Source organism: Rhodococcus sp. IEGM 1330 (assembly GCF_033142445.1).
Classification (GTDB): Bacteria; Actinomycetota; Actinomycetes; order Mycobacteriales; family Mycobacteriaceae; genus Rhodococcoides.
Genome location: NZ_JAWLSB010000001.1, coordinates 293,657 through 307,374, shown reverse-complemented (window position 1 = coordinate 307,374; position 13,718 = coordinate 293,657). Strand labels below are relative to the sequence as shown.

Below are 13,718 nucleotides of genomic sequence, written 5' to 3'. Positions count from 1 at the left end.
CGTGTTGCGACGGTTTGCCGGGGCATCCGCGATCATCTCGACTCTCGATCAGGCTCTGCCACAACCGGATCAACTCTGCGGACCGTTCTCGGCATCAGTAGCGTTGACCGCTGTTCTCGACGAAGGCGCACCGGATGTCGCGGCGCTCGCGGTCGCATCGGGAACCGCGATCTGGCCGGTCGAGGTGGAGTCGGCGCGTCCTCCTGGATCGCCCCGGATCACCGACGGGTGGGATGGACTGCCGAGGGCTGCGTCGATCGATGCAGCCGGGACGAGTGCCAAGGGTCTCGCGGTGGGCATCGAGACGGCGACCGACCACCGCGTTGCCGTGGTTCCGATCATGCGGCCCGGTGTCGCGGAATTGCGTCTGCTACTCGGCCGTCTGGCCGACATCCGGTTCCGATTCGGCTTGGTGGCGAATGTCCATACCGAGGGACTGACCCAATTCGAGTGGAGCGTCGGACATTTCGTGACCGTCTGGGGCGCGGACGCGGCCGAGGACTCGGTGGCGATCGCCGACACCTATCGGGAACTCGGAGACCCGGCCATGCCGCCCGGATGTCGAACCGTCTCCACCGACGCCTTCGCGTCGGCGATGTCCGAACGTGGCCTGCTGCTGATCGTCGACAGCAAGGATCGGCTTGCAGCGGTGAGCCTGGTCCGCTCGCTGAAACTCCGAAGCGAATTGTGGTCCGTCTGAGATCGGGGCCCGACGCAACGCACAATGGGCGTGGGCTCCTTTCGGAACCCACGCCCATCATCGTGGTGTGGTGAAGCCCGAGGGCTTCAGATCACCAGGAGCTCTTGCGAACTCCGGGAAGCTCTCCGGCGTGCGCCATCTCGCGCACGCAGATACGGCAGAGGCCGAACTTGCGGAACACGGAATGGGGACGGCCGCAGCGGTTGCAGCGAGTGTATGCACGCACCGCGAACTTCGGCTTCTTGTTGGCCTTGTTGACCAATGCCTTCTTCGCCATGGACTCAGTTCTCCTTGAACGGGAAGCCGAGGTGCTTGAGCAGCGCGCGGCCTTCTTCGTTGTTGGTTGCGGTGGTTACTACGGTGATGTCCATGCCGCGCGGACGGTCGATCTTGTCCACGTCGATCTCGTGGAACATCGACTGCTCGTTGAGGCCGAACGTGTAGTTTCCGTTGCCGTCGAACTGCGTGCCCGAGAGGCCGCGGAAGTCCCTGATTCGGGGAAGGGCAATGGAGACCAAACGGTCGAGGAACTCCCACATGCGGTCGCCACGGAGGGTGACGCGTGCGCCGATGGGCATTCCTTCGCGCAGCTTGAACTGAGCGATGGACTTGCGTGCCTTGCGGATCTCCGGCTTCTGGCCGGTGATGGCAGCGAGGTCGGCAACTGCACCGTTGATCAGCTTGGCGTCACGGGCGGCGTCGCCGACACCCATGTTGACGACGACCTTGACGATGCCGGGGATCTGCATGACGTTCTCGTATGCAAATTCGGTGTTCAGGGCGTCTTTGATCTCGGCGCGGTAGCGCGCCTTGAGGCGGGGCTGTGCGCCCGCGATGTTTTCGGTGGTAGTCATCTCAGATGTCCTTCCCGTTCTTCCGGGAAACACGAACGCGCTTGCCGGTTTCCTCGTCGGTCCGGTAGCCCACGCGAGTGGGGTTTCCGTCCGAGTCGACCACTGCAACGTTCGATACGTGGATCGGGGCTTCCTGGGTGACGATGCCACCCGAGGATGCGCCGCGCTGGTTGGCGGAGACCGCGGTGTGCTTCTTGATGCGGTTCACACCCTCGACCAGAACCTTGGAGTCAGTGGGGTAGGCCTGAATGACCTTGCCCTTGGCGCCCTTGTCCTTGCCTGCGATCACGAGAACGGTGTCGCCCTTGTGCACCTTCATTTACAGCACCTCCGGGGCGAGCGAGACGATCTTCATGAACTTCTTCTCACGCAGCTCACGGCCGACCGGGCCGAAGATACGAGTTCCACGGGGATCGTTGTCCGGCTTGATCAGCACCGCAGCGTTCTCGTCGAAACGGATGTACGAGCCATCCGGACGGCGACGCTCCTTGATCGTGCGGACGATGACGGCCTTGACGACCTCACCCTTCTTGATGTTTCCACCGGGAATGGCGTCCTTCACCGTAGCTACGATGATGTCGCCGATTCCGGCGTAGCGACGTGACGAACCACCGAGAACGCGGATGCAAAGGATTTCCTTCGCGCCCGTGTTATCAGCGACGCGTACTCGCGACTCCTGCTGAATCACTAACTTCTCCTTGACCTGGATGTACGTACGTGCCGGATTTCCGTCCCGACACGCGCGGTCGGCTGCCGGGTACGGGCGCACGAAGGCACACCGCTGCCGCAGGCAACCGGTCAAGTGTAGGGGAACGGGCCCCCGGGATCCAAATCGCTATCGCGCGAGCACCGGCCGTCGCCTGCGAACCCAGAACTCTCGGTACGGTTTCGGGGATGGGACATCTTCGGATCAGTGGGGCGCGGCGATGACGTCGACGGGCGACGACGTCGGTTGGTGGTCGAGTCTGCCGCTGGATCGGGTCGTCCGACTGCACGGTGCCACCGAGCGCGAACTCGCCGAGTCCGTGAACCCTCTGCCGTCGGACGCGCCCGCCATCGTGTTCTTCGCGGTCGATCGTAAAACGGCGAACCGCGCCGTCGATCTCGTCGATGCGGTGGTCGCAGAACTCGAGAAAGCGGCAGTCGACTCGGTTCCGCTGTTGCTCACGGGACTCGACCACCACGAAGACTCGTCGACGTTGGATAGGCGCGCTGCACGCGTCGCGGCTGTCCGGCTCGCAGGCGACACAGCACACTTCGGCCCGTACGTCGGGGCCCTCGCGGACGCCGCGGTCGCGGGGCGGTCGCCGCGTCGAACCGCATTCACCGTCGAGACTCGAGCCGCAGGGTCCGCCCGAGTACTTGCCTCGGCTCAGCATCGAAGCACTGCTGCCCTCGTGTTGGTCGTGCCCTCCGGGATGGATGCAGGAGTCGTCGCGGCAGCTGCGGAATGGTTGTGCACCCACGCCGGGGCAGCGGTGTGGGTGACGGGCGACGGGGCGTCGAACATGGACCGATTCCCCTCGGTCTCGGTCCGTGCGCCGGAAGTGCCCGACGGCGTCAGCACTGTCCTCGACCGATTCCGGCCGCTCAGCTATCCCCCGATCGCGGGTTACCCCCACCCGGCAAGCGAACCCGAGAAACGTCTGTGTCGCGCGCTGGACGCCCATGACTGGGCCACCGGGCGTGAGCACAACCGCTCGATCAGACTCGGCGAGCTGACGCGTCCGTTCACCGTGGACGTACTGTGGCGCACCGAGAAGGTCGTGGTGGAGATCGACGGCAACGAGCACCGGGCCGTCGACCGTTTCGCCGAGGACCGCGTCCGTGACAACCAGCTGCAGACACACGGCTACATGGTGTTGCGCTTCACCAATGCTCAAGTGATCGACGATCCGCAACGTGCGGTCGCTACCATCCGCGAGGCAGTATCGAGAAGACGATCGAAGGGGGATCCTCGATGAGTACCGAAGACCTGAACGGGACCGAAGCGGCAGTGCTGCTCGTCCTGATGGCCGAGGCGAGTCCGGTCAAGAATTCCGAACTCAGAGCGATGGGCCCCGAGCTCGCGAAGCCGTCCCGCGACAAGCTGAAGAACGCCGGTCTGATCGAGGTGAACTCGTCCGTGCGCCCGATGACACTCGAACTCACCGACAAGGGGTGGCGGATCTGCGGCGACCTCATCGGAGGTGAACCACCGGCTCGATCGACCGGCGCGGGAAAGGCCATGTTCACCGTGTTGGCGGGGTTGCGTCGGTGGCTCGATCGCACCGACAGCCGCCCGGCGGATGTGTTCTCGGCCCGCGGAGACGAACCGGCAAGCGGCGACGAGCCCGACACCACGCCCGAGACCGTCGACGTCGAAGCCTCGATTCGCGCGGCCTACGCACGGCTCGCCCGCGAACCGGGCAGCAACGTCCGGCTCTCCAGGCTGCGAAACGAGTTGCGCGACATACCCAGAAGCGATCTCGATGACGCCCTCGCGCGTCTGCGTCGCGCGGCAGACGTCTCGCTGATACCCGAGGAAAATCAGAAGACGCTGACCGACGAAGAACGCGCCGCGGCCGTCGTCGTCGGAAATCAGCAGAACCACCTTCTCTCGATCGAACCATGATGGGCGTTGAGTCGACGATGACGGACAACGAGCAGATCCGAGCTCTCGAATCGGTGCGGTTGAGCTGGGCACCGACCCCCGACGACGTGTGGCGTTCCCAGTCGAACGTGCACGTTCCGGGAATGCACGAACGTGTGTTCCTCGAGGTGATGAATGCCTACGACGACGCGGACGCCTCCGATGACGCCAGTCCGCTGGGCGTAGTCGTGCGCGGCCCGGCCGGTTCGGGCAAGACGCACCTGCTCGGCCAGGTACGAGAAGAAGTGCAGCTCAAGGGCGGCTACTTCTTCCTGATCAGGTTGCTCGACGCTGCCGGATTCTGGCGCTCGACGCTGATGGGGATGCTCGACGACCTGATGCGTCCGTCCGGCCGCGGATCGGACAGCCAGCTCGGGCTGTTGCTCCGACGCCTGTGCGAAATCGGCGAGCTCCCCGACGATCAGCGCGCAAAGATCATGGGCGAGAGCATGATCGACGCGGATACGTTGAACGAATTCGTCACTGCGGTGTACAAGGTTCACCCCCGCCATCGACGGACGTCGCAGCACACGCTGCGCGCGCTCGTGCTGTCCATCGCCCCCGATTCGGCCGTTCAGGATCTGGGTGACGCGTACCTGCAGTCGATCGACGATGTCGATCCCGACGAGTTCTCGGCCTGGGGCATTCGTCGGGCCGAGCTCGGCCATCAGGGCATCGCCGAGAACATCTCCCGTCTGCTTGCCATCACCGGTCCGACGATTCTCGCGATCGACCAGATCGACACACTCGTGGCGCAGTCTCGGACCGGATCGGATCAGGAGTTCGCCGACGCGCAGGAAGACAAGGTCGTCGAACAGCTCGCACACGGCTTGATGTCGCTCCGCGAGACCCTCCCCCGCACTGCCTCGGTGCTCTCCGCGCTGTCGAGCGCCTGGGAACTGATCGCCGCGCGCGGTGTCGCGCCGATGCGTGACCGCTTCCGAGTCACCCAGTCACTCAAGCCGATTCCCTCGTCGGACATCGGACGCCTGCTTCTCGGACGACGCCTGGCAGCGTGTTTCCTCGAAGCCGGGTTCATCCCGCCGCACCCCACGTGGCCGGTCGCGCCCGACGCGTTCGAGCAGGCCCCCGATTTCACTCCGCGCCAGCTTCTCATCGCCGTCGATCGGCACATCAGGCACTGCCTCGACACCGGCGTCGCGTCGGAGTTGGAGAGCTTCACCGACAGGTCCGGTCCAACAGATGCGCCGGACCTACCCACGGCGCGGGTCAATGAACTCGACGCGCTCGACGATCGTTTCAAGCGACTGTGCGAACAGGTGGACGTGTCGGTTCCGTTGGCACCCGACAGTGAGGACTCGATCGTTCCCGCGCTGCTGTCGGCGGGTCTGACCGCGTGGATTCACGAGCATCAGTCGTCCGACGACAGCCTGGCGCAGGACCCACCGCCGAGCGGCAAGCCAGCGCTGCACGCCCGCCTGCGTCACACCGTAGACACCGATACCGACGACGAGGAGCACTGGTGCTTCCGCGCGGTCACGTCCGGTAACGCGCGGGCCGCCTTGGCCCGGGTGGAGCGGGCAGTGACGACGGCGGGCCTGCGCATCGACATGCCGAGGCGACGGTTGATCGTGATCAGGAACGACCCGTGGCCCAACGGCGCGAAAACCGAGCAGACAATCGCGGCCCTGCATCGCGCCGGGGGCATCGTGGTGCCACTCGGCGACGAGGACCGCAGAGCGCTGGCGGCGTTGTCGATCCTGTTGGCCGAGAACTCCCCCGCACTCACGTCCTGGTTGCTCGCACGCAAGCCGGCACACGATGTCGAACTGTTCTCGACGGTGCTTCCCGCTGTGAGTGTCGTGGACGACGACACCGCCCTCATCGAACCCGAGACACCGAGTATTGCAGCGCAACCCGCCGTATCGCGGCGGCCGTCCATCGTCGTCGGTGCCGAACTGAGCACCGGCGCGGACGTCGCCATTCCACTCGAAGCGCTACGCAAGCACACGGCGATCTTCGCGGGATCCGGCTCGGGCAAGACGGTCTTGATCCGTCGGCTGGTGGAAGAGTGCGCCCTGCAGGGTGTTTCGGCGATCGTCTTGGACGTCAACAACGACCTGGCTCGGCTCGGCACCGCATGGCCCGAGGACGAGAGGACCTGGCCACCGGGTGACGAGGCCAAGGCAACGGCGTACCTGCGCGACACCGACGTCGTGGTGTGGACGCCGCGCAAGTCCGCCGGTCGGCCGCTCAGCTTCCAGCCGCTACCCGACTTCGCCAGTGTCGTGAGCGACGCGGACGAGTTCGAGGCCTCGGTCGAGTCCGCCTTGGCCTCACTCGAACCGGCCGCGGGTGTCCTCGGCACGTCACAGAAGGCCAAACATGGTCGAGCAGTGCTGAAGTCGGCCCTCGATCAGTTCGGTCGCCGTTCGCAGGGCGGGGATCTGTCCGACTTCATCGACCTGTTGGAAGAATTCCCCGAAGACGCGAGCGAGATGCGCGATGCGGTGCGCATCGCTGCCGGACTGGCCGAGAATCTCAAGGCCGCCGCCGCGAACGATCCGATGTTCGCCGGCGCAGGCACGCCGGTCGACCCTGCTGTCCTGCTGACGCCGGCCGAGGGCAAGAAAGCCCGGGTATCGGTGATCAACCTCGCCGGCTTGACCACCGATGAGCAGAAGCAGAGCTTCGTCAATCAACTCCAGATGGGGCTGTTCGCCTGGATCAAGAAGAACCCGGCGGGTGACCGACCCCTCGGTGGACTGTTCGTCATGGACGAAGCGCAGAATTTCGCACCCTCCGACCGGAGCACTGCGGCAACCCACAGCACCCTGGCACTGGCGTCGCAGGCTCGAAAGTACGGACTGGGCCTGGTGTTCGCCACGCAATCCCCGAAGGGCCTGCACAACCGCATCGCGGGCAATGCGTCCACTCAGTTCTACGGCCTGCTCAACAGTCCGTCGCAGGTCGACGCAGCCAAGGAGATGGCGCGGGTCAAGGGCGGTTCCGTTCCCGACGTCGGACGCCTGCCCGCCGGCCAGTTCTACGCGGCAGTCGAAGGCGCGGAGTTCCGACGCACCGCCACTCCCCTGTGCCTGTCCTACCACCCGAAGAGTCCGCCGACCGAGGAAGAAGTCATCGAGCTGGCACGGCGGTCCTGACGACCTGACAGTGGCACACTGGACACGATGAAAACCCTCGCTCGCGGGGAGAACTGCCCCGCCCCGGCCGGCCCTTTGACGGTCACGCTCGCCGCGTCGACCTCTGTCGACGTCTCCGCGCTCCTGCTGGATGCGGGCGGCCGGGTGCGTTCGGACGCGGACCTGGTGTTCTACAACCAGCCCACCGCCCCCGGCGTCGAGTATCGCCGTACATCGACCGGCCACCTGCTGGTGTTCGACGCCACCGCCGTCCCCAGCGGCGTCGATACCGTGGCCGTGGCGGCGTCCCTCGACGAAACGGGACCCGCAACGTTCGCGGCTGCAGGCCCGACGGCGGTGACGGTGTCCGATGCGTCGGGCACAGCGCTGGTCGGCTTCACTGCCGATGCGCTCGGCGACGAGAGCGCGCTGGTGTGTCTGGAGTTCTACCGGCGCGGCGAGCAGTGGAAGATCCGCGCCGTCGGCCAGGGATACGCCGATGGCCTGGCGGGGTTGGCCACGGCGTTCGGTATCAGTGTCGAGCACGACGAGCCGATGCCCGACACTCCGCACGAGCCATCAGCGAACACCATCGCGCCACCCGTGAATTCACCCGTCCCTCGAGGAGTTCTGGCCATGAGAAGTGAACTGTTCGCGCCCGCACACGCCGAGGTTCCCGGTTCGGGCATTCAGAAGCAGGGCAGCAAGATGTGCCGAATCGGGATGAACGGCGACGTGATGGCCCGGGCCGGTTCGATGGTCGCGTATCAGGGCAATCTGCAGTTCGAGGCGAAGGGCTCGGGTGGTATCGGTCGGGCGCTGAAGCAGGCGCTCTCCGGTGAGGGCGTCCCTCTGATGAAGGTCACGGGCCAGGGCGACCTCTTTCTCGCCAACGCAGCTCAGGACGTCCATCTGATCGACCTGGACGGCTCCGACGGTCTGACCATCAACGGTGCCAACGTCCTGGCCTTCGAGTCCTCGCTGAGCTACGACGTCAAGCGAGTCCAGGGCGCAGCGGCCGGGGGCAACGCCGGGTTCTTCAACTGCGTGTTCACCGGACGTGGTCGTATTGCCATCACCACCGACGGAATCCCGGTCGTGTTGAACGTCGATCAGCCGACGTTCGCAGACCCGCAAGCTGCGGTCGCGTGGTCGTCCTCTCTACAGACACGGGTGAAGAAAAACGACTCCTTCGGACTGGGCACCCTCATCGGTCGCACGACAGGAGAGAGATTCACCCTCGAGTTCGCCGGCCAGGGATTCGTCGTCGTACAGCCGTCCGAGCAGCCACCCGGCGGACTGGTCGGCGGCAGTGGCAGCGGTGAACAGGCCGGCGTCGGCGGAGCGCTCGGTGGACTGCTCGGCAGATAGACGCAACGAACACAGACACAAAAATGCCCGCTCCCGGGAAGGGAGCGGGCATTTCGATGCAGGTACTACTTGGCCTTTTCGAGAACCTCGACCAGTCGCCAGTGCTTCGTGGCGGACAGCGGGCGGGTCTCCATGAGCTGAACGCGATCGCCTACGCCGGCGTCGCCCTTCTCGTCATGGGCCTTGACCTTGGTGGTACGACGGATGATCTTGCTGTAGAGGGGGTGCTTGACCCTGTCCTCGAGCTCGACCACGATCGTCTTTTCCATCTTGTCGGATACGACGTAGCCGATCCGGACCTTACGGTTGTTGCGCTCTTCAGTCACAGTGTTTTCCTCGCTCATGCTGCGTCACCTGCTGTGTCCTCGGAAGGACCAGAGGCCAAGCCGAGCTCACGTTCGCGGAGCACCGTGTAGATACGCGCGATCTCGTGGCGCACCACGCGCAGTCGACGGTTGTTGTCCAACTGGCCGGTTGCCATCTGGAAGCGAAGGTTGAACAGCTCTTCCTTCGACTCACGCAGCTTGGTGACCAGCTCTTCACCGGTGAGCTCGCGGAGCTCTGCGGCTGGGGTTCCGGTAGCCATCAGAACTGCTCCTCCCTGGTGATGATGCGTGCCTTGATGGGCAGCTTGTGGATGGCGCGAGTCAGTGCCTCACGCGCGATGGTCTCGTCGGGGTACGACAGCTCGAAGAGCACACGACCCGGCTTGACGTTCGCGATCCACCACTCGGGCGAACCCTTACCGGAACCCATGCGGGTCTCGGCAGGCTTCTTGGTGAGCGGACGGTCCGGGAAGATGTTGATCCAGACCTTGCCACCACGCTTGATGTGGCGGGTGATCGCGATACGAGCGGCCTCGATCTGACGGTTGGTGATGTAGGCGGGCTCGAGAGCCTGAATGCCGTAGTCACCGAATGTCACCTGAGTGCCGCCCTTGGCCGCACCCGAACGCTTCGGGTGGTGCTGCTTGCGGTGCTTGACCCGGCGGGGGATCAACATGCGTCAGCCCTCCTGAGTGGGCTCGGTCGAGGCCGGAGCCTCGGTTGCGGATGCCGCGCGGCCGGCCTCGGTGCTGGTCGCCGTGGTGCCCGAGGCACCGCTGCGACGCGGACGAGTGGGACGCTCGCGACGGGGTCGGTCTGCACCGGCGGCCGGGGCCGCAGCGGCAGCGAGTTCACGCCGTCCGCCGACGATGTCGCCCTTGTAGATCCAGACCTTCACGCCGATGCGGCCGAAGGTGGTCTTGGCCTCGTACAGCCCGTAGTCGATGTCGGCACGGAGCGTGTGCAGGGGAACGCGTCCCTCGCGGTAGAACTCCGAGCGAGACATTTCCGCGCCACCGAGACGGCCGGAGCACTGAACACGAATGCCCTTGACGTTCGGCTGACGCATGGCCGACTGGATGGCCTTACGCATTGCGCGACGGAATGCGACGCGGTTGCTGAGCTGCTCGGCAACACCCTGGGCCACGAGCTGAGCCTCGGACTCGGCGTTCTTGACCTCGAGGATGTTGAGCTGAACCTGCTTGCCGGTCAGCTTCTCGAGAGCTCCGCGGATACGGTCGGCTTCGGCGCCACGACGACCGATGACGATGCCCGGACGTGCCGTGTGGATGTCCACGCGAACACGGTCACGGGTGCGCTCGATCTCGACCTTCGCGATACCAGCGCGCTCCATGCCGGTGGCAAGAAGCTTGCGGATCTCGACGTCTTCCTTGACGTACTCCGAGTACTGCTTGTCTGCGTACCAGCGCGACTTCCAGTCAGTGGTGATACCCAAGCGGAAGCCGTGCGGGTTGATTTTCTGACCCACTACTGAGCCCCTTCCTTGGACGCCTGACCCTTACGACGGTTACGAGACGTTCCGCCGGTCTTGGGCAGGCTTTCGACGATCACCGTGATGTGGCTGGTGCGCTTGCGGATCCGGAATGCCCGGCCCTGAGCGCGCGGCTGGAATCGCTTGAGGGTTGCACCCTCGTCGACGAATGCAGTGGCGACGATCAGCGTGCTGGGATCGAGATCCAGGTTGTTCTCGGCGTTGGCTGCTGCGGACGCGATCACCTTGGCGACCGGCTCGCTCGCTGCCTGCGGCGCGAACTTGAGGATGTTGAGCGCGTCCTCGACGGAGCGCCCACGAACCAGATCCACGACGCGACGTGCCTTCATCGGCGTGACGCGAACGTGCTTCGCTACGGCCTTGGCAGTCGGATTGGCGGTGGGGGTGAAGTTGGTCATCGCCTCTTCGCCTTCCGGTCGTCCTTGATGTGACCCTTGAACGTGCGGGTCGGTGCGAACTCCCCGAGCTTGTGGCCGACCATGGAGTCGGACACGAACACCGGTACGTGCTTGCGACCGTCGTGGACGGCGAAAGTGTGACCGATGAAGTCGGGCAGGATTGTCGATCGACGGGACCAGGTCTTGATGACCTGCTTGGTTCCCTTATCGTTCTGGACGTCAACCTTCGCGAGGAGGTGATCGTCTACGAACGGGCCTTTCTTCAGGCTGCGTGGCATTCTGAACTCCCTCCTAGCGCTTGTTCTTGCCGGTACGACGACGACGGACAATGAGCTTGTCGCTCGCCTTCTTCTTACTGCGGGTACGGCCCTCGGCCTGTCCCCACGGGCTGACCGGGTGGCGTCCACCCGAGGTCTTGCCCTCGCCGCCACCGTGCGGGTGGTCGACCGGGTTCATCACGACACCACGAACGGTCGGGCGCTTGCCCTTCCAACGCATACGGCCGGCCTTGCCCCAGTTGATGTTCGACTGCTCGGCGTTGCCGACCTCGCCGACGGTTGCGCGGCAGCGCACGTCGACGCGACGGATCTCACCGGAAGGCATACGCAGCGTGGCGTATGCGCCTTCCTTACCGAGGAGCTGGATGCTCGCTCCAGCGGAGCGGGCCATCTTCGCGCCACCGCCCGGACGAAGCTCGACCGCGTGAATGGTCGTACCCGTCGGGATGTTGCGCAGGGGAAGGTTGTTGCCGGGCTTGATGTCGGCGTTGGGACCCTGCTCGATCGGCGAGCCCTGGGCGATGCCCTTGGGTGCGACGATGTAGCGCTTCTCGCCGTCTGCGAAGTGCAGCAGTGCGATGTTCGCGGTGCGGTTGGGGTCGTACTCGATGTGAGCGACCTTGGCCGGCACACCATCTTTGTCGTTGCGGCGGAAATCGATGAGACGGTACGCACGCTTGTGACCGCCACCCTTGTGCCGGGTGGTGATACGACCGTGTGCGTTACGTCCACCGCGACCGTGCAGCGGGCGAACCAGCGACTTCTCGGGGGTCGAACGTGTGATCTCAGCGAAGTCGGACACGCTGGAGCCACGACGACCCGGGGTTGTCGGCTTGTACTTAAGAATTGCCATGAGTCTTCTCGTCCTCTATATCCGAAGAGTCCCAGTCGCTTACGCGACCGGACCTCCGAAGATCTCGATGGGCTTGCTGTCAGCGGAGAGCGTTACGAGCGCGCGCTTGGTGTCCTTGCGCTTGCCGTAACCGAACCGGGTCCGCTTACGCTTGCCCTGACGGTTCATCGTGTTGACGCTGGTCACGGTGACGTCGAAGATCTTCTCGACGGCAATCTTGATCTGCGTCTTGTTCGAGTCCGGGTGCACCAGGAACGTGTACGTGCCTTCTTCGATCAGTCCGTAGGACTTCTCGGAGATGACCGGTGCCAGCAAGATGTCGCGGGGATCGGCGATCGTGGTCACTTGCTTGCCTCCTCGTTCTTTGCAGGCCCAGCGATGAAGGTGTTCAGCGCTTCCACGCTGAAGATGACGTCATCGGCGTTGAGCACGTCGTACGTGTTGAGCTGGTCGGGTGCGATGGGATGCACGCCGTCCAGATTCTGGACGCTCTTCCAGGCCGCAGTGTCCTCGCGTCCGACGACGAGCAGGACCTTCTTGCGGTCCGAGAGCTCGGCGAGGAACGACTTGGCACCCTTGGTGGATGGAATCTGTCCGGCAACCAGTTCGGTGATCACGTGGATCCGCTCGCTGCGAGCCCGGTCGGAGAGGGCACCGCGCAAAGCGGCTGCCTTCATCTTCTTGGGAGTCCGCTGGCTGTAGTCACGCGGCTGCGGTCCGTGGACCGTGCCACCGCCGACGAACTGAGGAGCGCGGGTCGAGCCCTGACGGGCGCGGCCGGTTCCCTTCTGGCGGTACGGCTTCTTGCCACCGCCGCGAACCTCGCCACGAGTCTTCGTGGAGTGCGTTCCCTGGCGTGCCGCTGCGAGCTGCGCAATGACGACCTGGTGCAGGAGCGCGATGTTCGCGGGTGCGTCGAAGATTGCCGAAGGCAGATCGACGGTTCCGTTGGTCTTGCCACCGACCTCTTTGACGTCCAGCGTCAAATTGGTTTCGGTCTTCTTGTCGAGGCTGGTCATGCCCGTGCACCACCCTTCAATGCAGACTTGACGATCACGACGTTGCCGCGACGGCCCGGGATCGCTCCCTTGATCAGCAGCAGACCGTTTTCGCTGTCCACCTTGTGGACCGAGAGGTTCTGCGTGGTTACGCGATCGCCACCCATACGTCCGGACATGCGCATTCCCTTGAACACGCGGCCCGGCGTTGCGCAGCCACCGATGGATCCGGGGCGACGGTGCACAGCCTGTGCACCGTGGCTCGCACCCTGACCCTTGAAGCCGTGACGCTTCATGGTTCCGGCGAAGCCCTTGCCCTTGCTGGTGCCGGTGACGTCGACGTATGCGCCGTCCTCGAACACTGCAGCGGTGAGCTCCTGGCCGACCTCGAACTGCGAGGCGTCGGCAACGCGAATCTCCACGATGTGGCGACGCGGCGTGACACCTGCCTTCTCGAACTGGCCGGTGGTGGGCTTGTTCACCTTGCGCGGGTCGATCGCACCGAATGCGACCTGGACGGCGCTGTAGCCGTCACGTTCCTGGGTGCGGATCTGGGTGACCACGTTGGGGCCTGCCTTGATCACGGTCACCGGAACGACGCGGTTGTTCTCGTCGAAGACCTGGGTCATTCCGAGCTTGGTGCCCAGAATTCCTGTTGCAGGCCGGTTCTTGTTATCAGTCATCGTTGTCT

General features: G+C 64.7%; 19 protein-coding genes. 5 read left to right on the top strand and 14 right to left on the bottom strand.

Annotated elements, in window-relative coordinates; genetic code table 11:
* Position 1 precedes the first annotated feature (1 nt).
* Entirely contained in the window at positions 2–700 is a 699-nt protein-coding gene (locus tag R4P57_RS01275; RefSeq protein WP_317801089.1) for a DUF6885 family protein, read from the top strand.
* 91 nt (positions 701–791) lie between these two features.
* On the opposite strand, the gene R4P57_RS01270 is transcribed toward R4P57_RS01275, so the two are convergent.
* From R4P57_RS01270 to rplN, 4 genes are read right to left on the bottom strand one after another with little or no spacing between them, the layout of a single operon-like run.
* The gene (locus R4P57_RS01270; RefSeq protein WP_008718273.1) at positions 792–977 is read right to left on the bottom strand and encodes a type Z 30S ribosomal protein S14; all 186 of its coding nucleotides are present in this window, start codon (positions 975–977) and stop codon (positions 792–794) included.
* Between the two features lie 4 nt (positions 978–981).
* A complete protein-coding gene (gene rplE / locus R4P57_RS01265; RefSeq protein ID WP_300518520.1) occupies positions 982–1,554 on the bottom strand; it encodes a 50S ribosomal protein L5 in 573 nt (190 codons plus the stop codon).
* Between the two features lies 1 nt (position 1,555).
* Positions 1,556–1,873: a 50S ribosomal protein L24 gene (gene rplX / locus R4P57_RS01260; protein WP_317801088.1), complete on the bottom strand. Its 318-nt coding sequence runs from the start codon at positions 1,871–1,873 to the stop codon at positions 1,556–1,558.
* A complete protein-coding gene (gene rplN / locus R4P57_RS01255) occupies positions 1,874–2,242 on the bottom strand; it encodes a 50S ribosomal protein L14 (protein ID WP_032397538.1) in 369 nt (122 codons plus the stop codon).
* Between the two features lie 238 nt (positions 2,243–2,480).
* Between rplN and R4P57_RS01250 the strand changes: the two genes are divergently transcribed.
* Genes R4P57_RS01250 through R4P57_RS01235 form a run of 4 tightly spaced genes read left to right on the top strand, consistent with a single transcriptional unit; the run spans position 2,481 to position 8,661 of the window.
* A complete protein-coding gene (locus R4P57_RS01250; protein ID WP_317801087.1) occupies positions 2,481–3,518 on the top strand; it encodes an endonuclease domain-containing protein in 1,038 nt (345 codons plus the stop codon).
* Positions 3,515–4,168 (top strand): hypothetical protein, encoded by a 654-nt coding sequence (locus R4P57_RS01245; RefSeq protein WP_317801086.1) that lies wholly within the window; start codon positions 3,515–3,517, stop codon positions 4,166–4,168. The genes R4P57_RS01250 and R4P57_RS01245 overlap by 4 nt, the downstream gene beginning before the upstream one ends.
* 17 nt (positions 4,169–4,185) lie before the next feature.
* Positions 4,186–7,311: an ATP-binding protein gene (locus R4P57_RS01240; protein ID WP_317801085.1), complete on the top strand. Its 3,126-nt coding sequence runs from the start codon at positions 4,186–4,188 to the stop codon at positions 7,309–7,311.
* Between the two features lie 27 nt (positions 7,312–7,338).
* Positions 7,339–8,661 (top strand): AIM24 family protein, encoded by a 1,323-nt coding sequence (locus R4P57_RS01235; protein ID WP_317801084.1) that lies wholly within the window; start codon positions 7,339–7,341, stop codon positions 8,659–8,661.
* Between the two features lie 65 nt (positions 8,662–8,726).
* On the opposite strand, the gene rpsQ is transcribed toward R4P57_RS01235, so the two are convergent.
* From rpsQ to rplC, 10 genes are read right to left on the bottom strand one after another with little or no spacing between them, the layout of a single operon-like run.
* Complete coding sequence (rpsQ, locus tag R4P57_RS01230) at positions 8,727–9,005, bottom strand: 30S ribosomal protein S17 (protein ID WP_032376635.1); 279 nt, start codon at positions 9,003–9,005, stop codon at positions 8,727–8,729.
* Complete coding sequence (rpmC, locus tag R4P57_RS01225; RefSeq protein ID WP_032376634.1) at positions 9,002–9,247, bottom strand: 50S ribosomal protein L29; 246 nt, start codon at positions 9,245–9,247, stop codon at positions 9,002–9,004. Before rpmC ends, rpsQ begins: the two co-directional genes overlap by 4 nt.
* On the bottom strand, positions 9,247–9,663 hold the full coding sequence (gene rplP / locus R4P57_RS01220; protein ID WP_317801083.1) for a 50S ribosomal protein L16: 417 nt from the start codon (positions 9,661–9,663) through the stop codon (positions 9,247–9,249). Before rplP ends, rpmC begins: the two co-directional genes overlap by 1 nt.
* A 3-nt stretch (positions 9,664–9,666) precedes the next feature.
* On the bottom strand, positions 9,667–10,476 hold the full coding sequence (gene rpsC / locus R4P57_RS01215) for a 30S ribosomal protein S3 (protein ID WP_027496312.1): 810 nt from the start codon (positions 10,474–10,476) through the stop codon (positions 9,667–9,669).
* Positions 10,476–10,898, bottom strand: coding sequence for a 50S ribosomal protein L22 (gene rplV / locus R4P57_RS01210; protein WP_037188319.1), 423 nt, complete (start codon positions 10,896–10,898; stop codon positions 10,476–10,478). Before rplV ends, rpsC begins: the two co-directional genes overlap by 1 nt.
* A complete protein-coding gene (rpsS, locus tag R4P57_RS01205) occupies positions 10,895–11,176 on the bottom strand; it encodes a 30S ribosomal protein S19 (RefSeq protein WP_008718309.1) in 282 nt (93 codons plus the stop codon). Before rpsS ends, rplV begins: the two co-directional genes overlap by 4 nt.
* A gap of 13 nt (positions 11,177–11,189) precedes the next feature.
* Complete coding sequence (gene rplB, locus R4P57_RS01200) at positions 11,190–12,029, bottom strand: 50S ribosomal protein L2 (protein WP_317565585.1); 840 nt, start codon at positions 12,027–12,029, stop codon at positions 11,190–11,192.
* Positions 12,030–12,068: 39 nt separating this feature from the next.
* A complete protein-coding gene (rplW, locus tag R4P57_RS01195) occupies positions 12,069–12,374 on the bottom strand; it encodes a 50S ribosomal protein L23 (protein WP_027496310.1) in 306 nt (101 codons plus the stop codon).
* The gene (gene rplD, locus R4P57_RS01190; protein ID WP_317801082.1) at positions 12,371–13,048 is read right to left on the bottom strand and encodes a 50S ribosomal protein L4; all 678 of its coding nucleotides are present in this window, start codon (positions 13,046–13,048) and stop codon (positions 12,371–12,373) included. The genes rplW and rplD overlap by 4 nt, the downstream gene beginning before the upstream one ends.
* Positions 13,045–13,710 (bottom strand): 50S ribosomal protein L3, encoded by a 666-nt coding sequence (gene rplC / locus R4P57_RS01185; protein WP_027496309.1) that lies wholly within the window; start codon positions 13,708–13,710, stop codon positions 13,045–13,047. The genes rplD and rplC overlap by 4 nt, the downstream gene beginning before the upstream one ends.
* Between the last annotated feature and the right edge of the window lie 8 nt (positions 13,711–13,718).

Coding starts and splice junctions, on each gene's coding strand:
- R4P57_RS01245 (WP_317801086.1), top strand. CDS start 3,515: ATGAGTACCGAAGACCTGAACGGGACCGAAGCGGCAGTGCTGCTCGTC.
- rpmC (WP_032376634.1), bottom strand. CDS start 9,247: ATGGCTACCGGAACCCCAGCCGCAGAGCTCCGCGAGCTCACCGGTGAA.
- rpsS (WP_008718309.1), bottom strand. CDS start 11,176: ATGCCACGCAGCCTGAAGAAAGGCCCGTTCGTAGACGATCACCTCCTC.
- rplC (WP_027496309.1), bottom strand. CDS start 13,710: ATGACTGATAACAAGAACCGGCCTGCAACAGGAATTCTGGGCACCAAG.
- rplE (WP_300518520.1), bottom strand. CDS start 1,554: ATGACTACCACCGAAAACATCGCGGGCGCACAGCCCCGCCTCAAGGCG.
- R4P57_RS01240 (WP_317801085.1), top strand. CDS start 4,186: ATGACGGACAACGAGCAGATCCGAGCTCTCGAATCGGTGCGGTTGAGC.
- rplB (WP_317565585.1), bottom strand. CDS start 12,029: ATGGCAATTCTTAAGTACAAGCCGACAACCCCGGGTCGTCGTGGCTCC.
- R4P57_RS01250 (WP_317801087.1), top strand. CDS start 2,481: ATGACGTCGACGGGCGACGACGTCGGTTGGTGGTCGAGTCTGCCGCTG.
- rplV (WP_037188319.1), bottom strand. CDS start 10,898: ATGACCAACTTCACCCCCACCGCCAATCCGACTGCCAAGGCCGTAGCG.
- rplX (WP_317801088.1), bottom strand. CDS start 1,873: ATGAAGGTGCACAAGGGCGACACCGTTCTCGTGATCGCAGGCAAGGAC.
- rplD (WP_317801082.1), bottom strand. CDS start 13,048: ATGACCAGCCTCGACAAGAAGACCGAAACCAATTTGACGCTGGACGTC.
- rplP (WP_317801083.1), bottom strand. CDS start 9,663: ATGTTGATCCCCCGCCGGGTCAAGCACCGCAAGCAGCACCACCCGAAG.
- R4P57_RS01270 (WP_008718273.1), bottom strand. CDS start 977: ATGGCGAAGAAGGCATTGGTCAACAAGGCCAACAAGAAGCCGAAGTTC.
- R4P57_RS01235 (WP_317801084.1), top strand. CDS start 7,339: ATGAAAACCCTCGCTCGCGGGGAGAACTGCCCCGCCCCGGCCGGCCCT.
- rpsQ (WP_032376635.1), bottom strand. CDS start 9,005: ATGAGCGAGGAAAACACTGTGACTGAAGAGCGCAACAACCGTAAGGTC.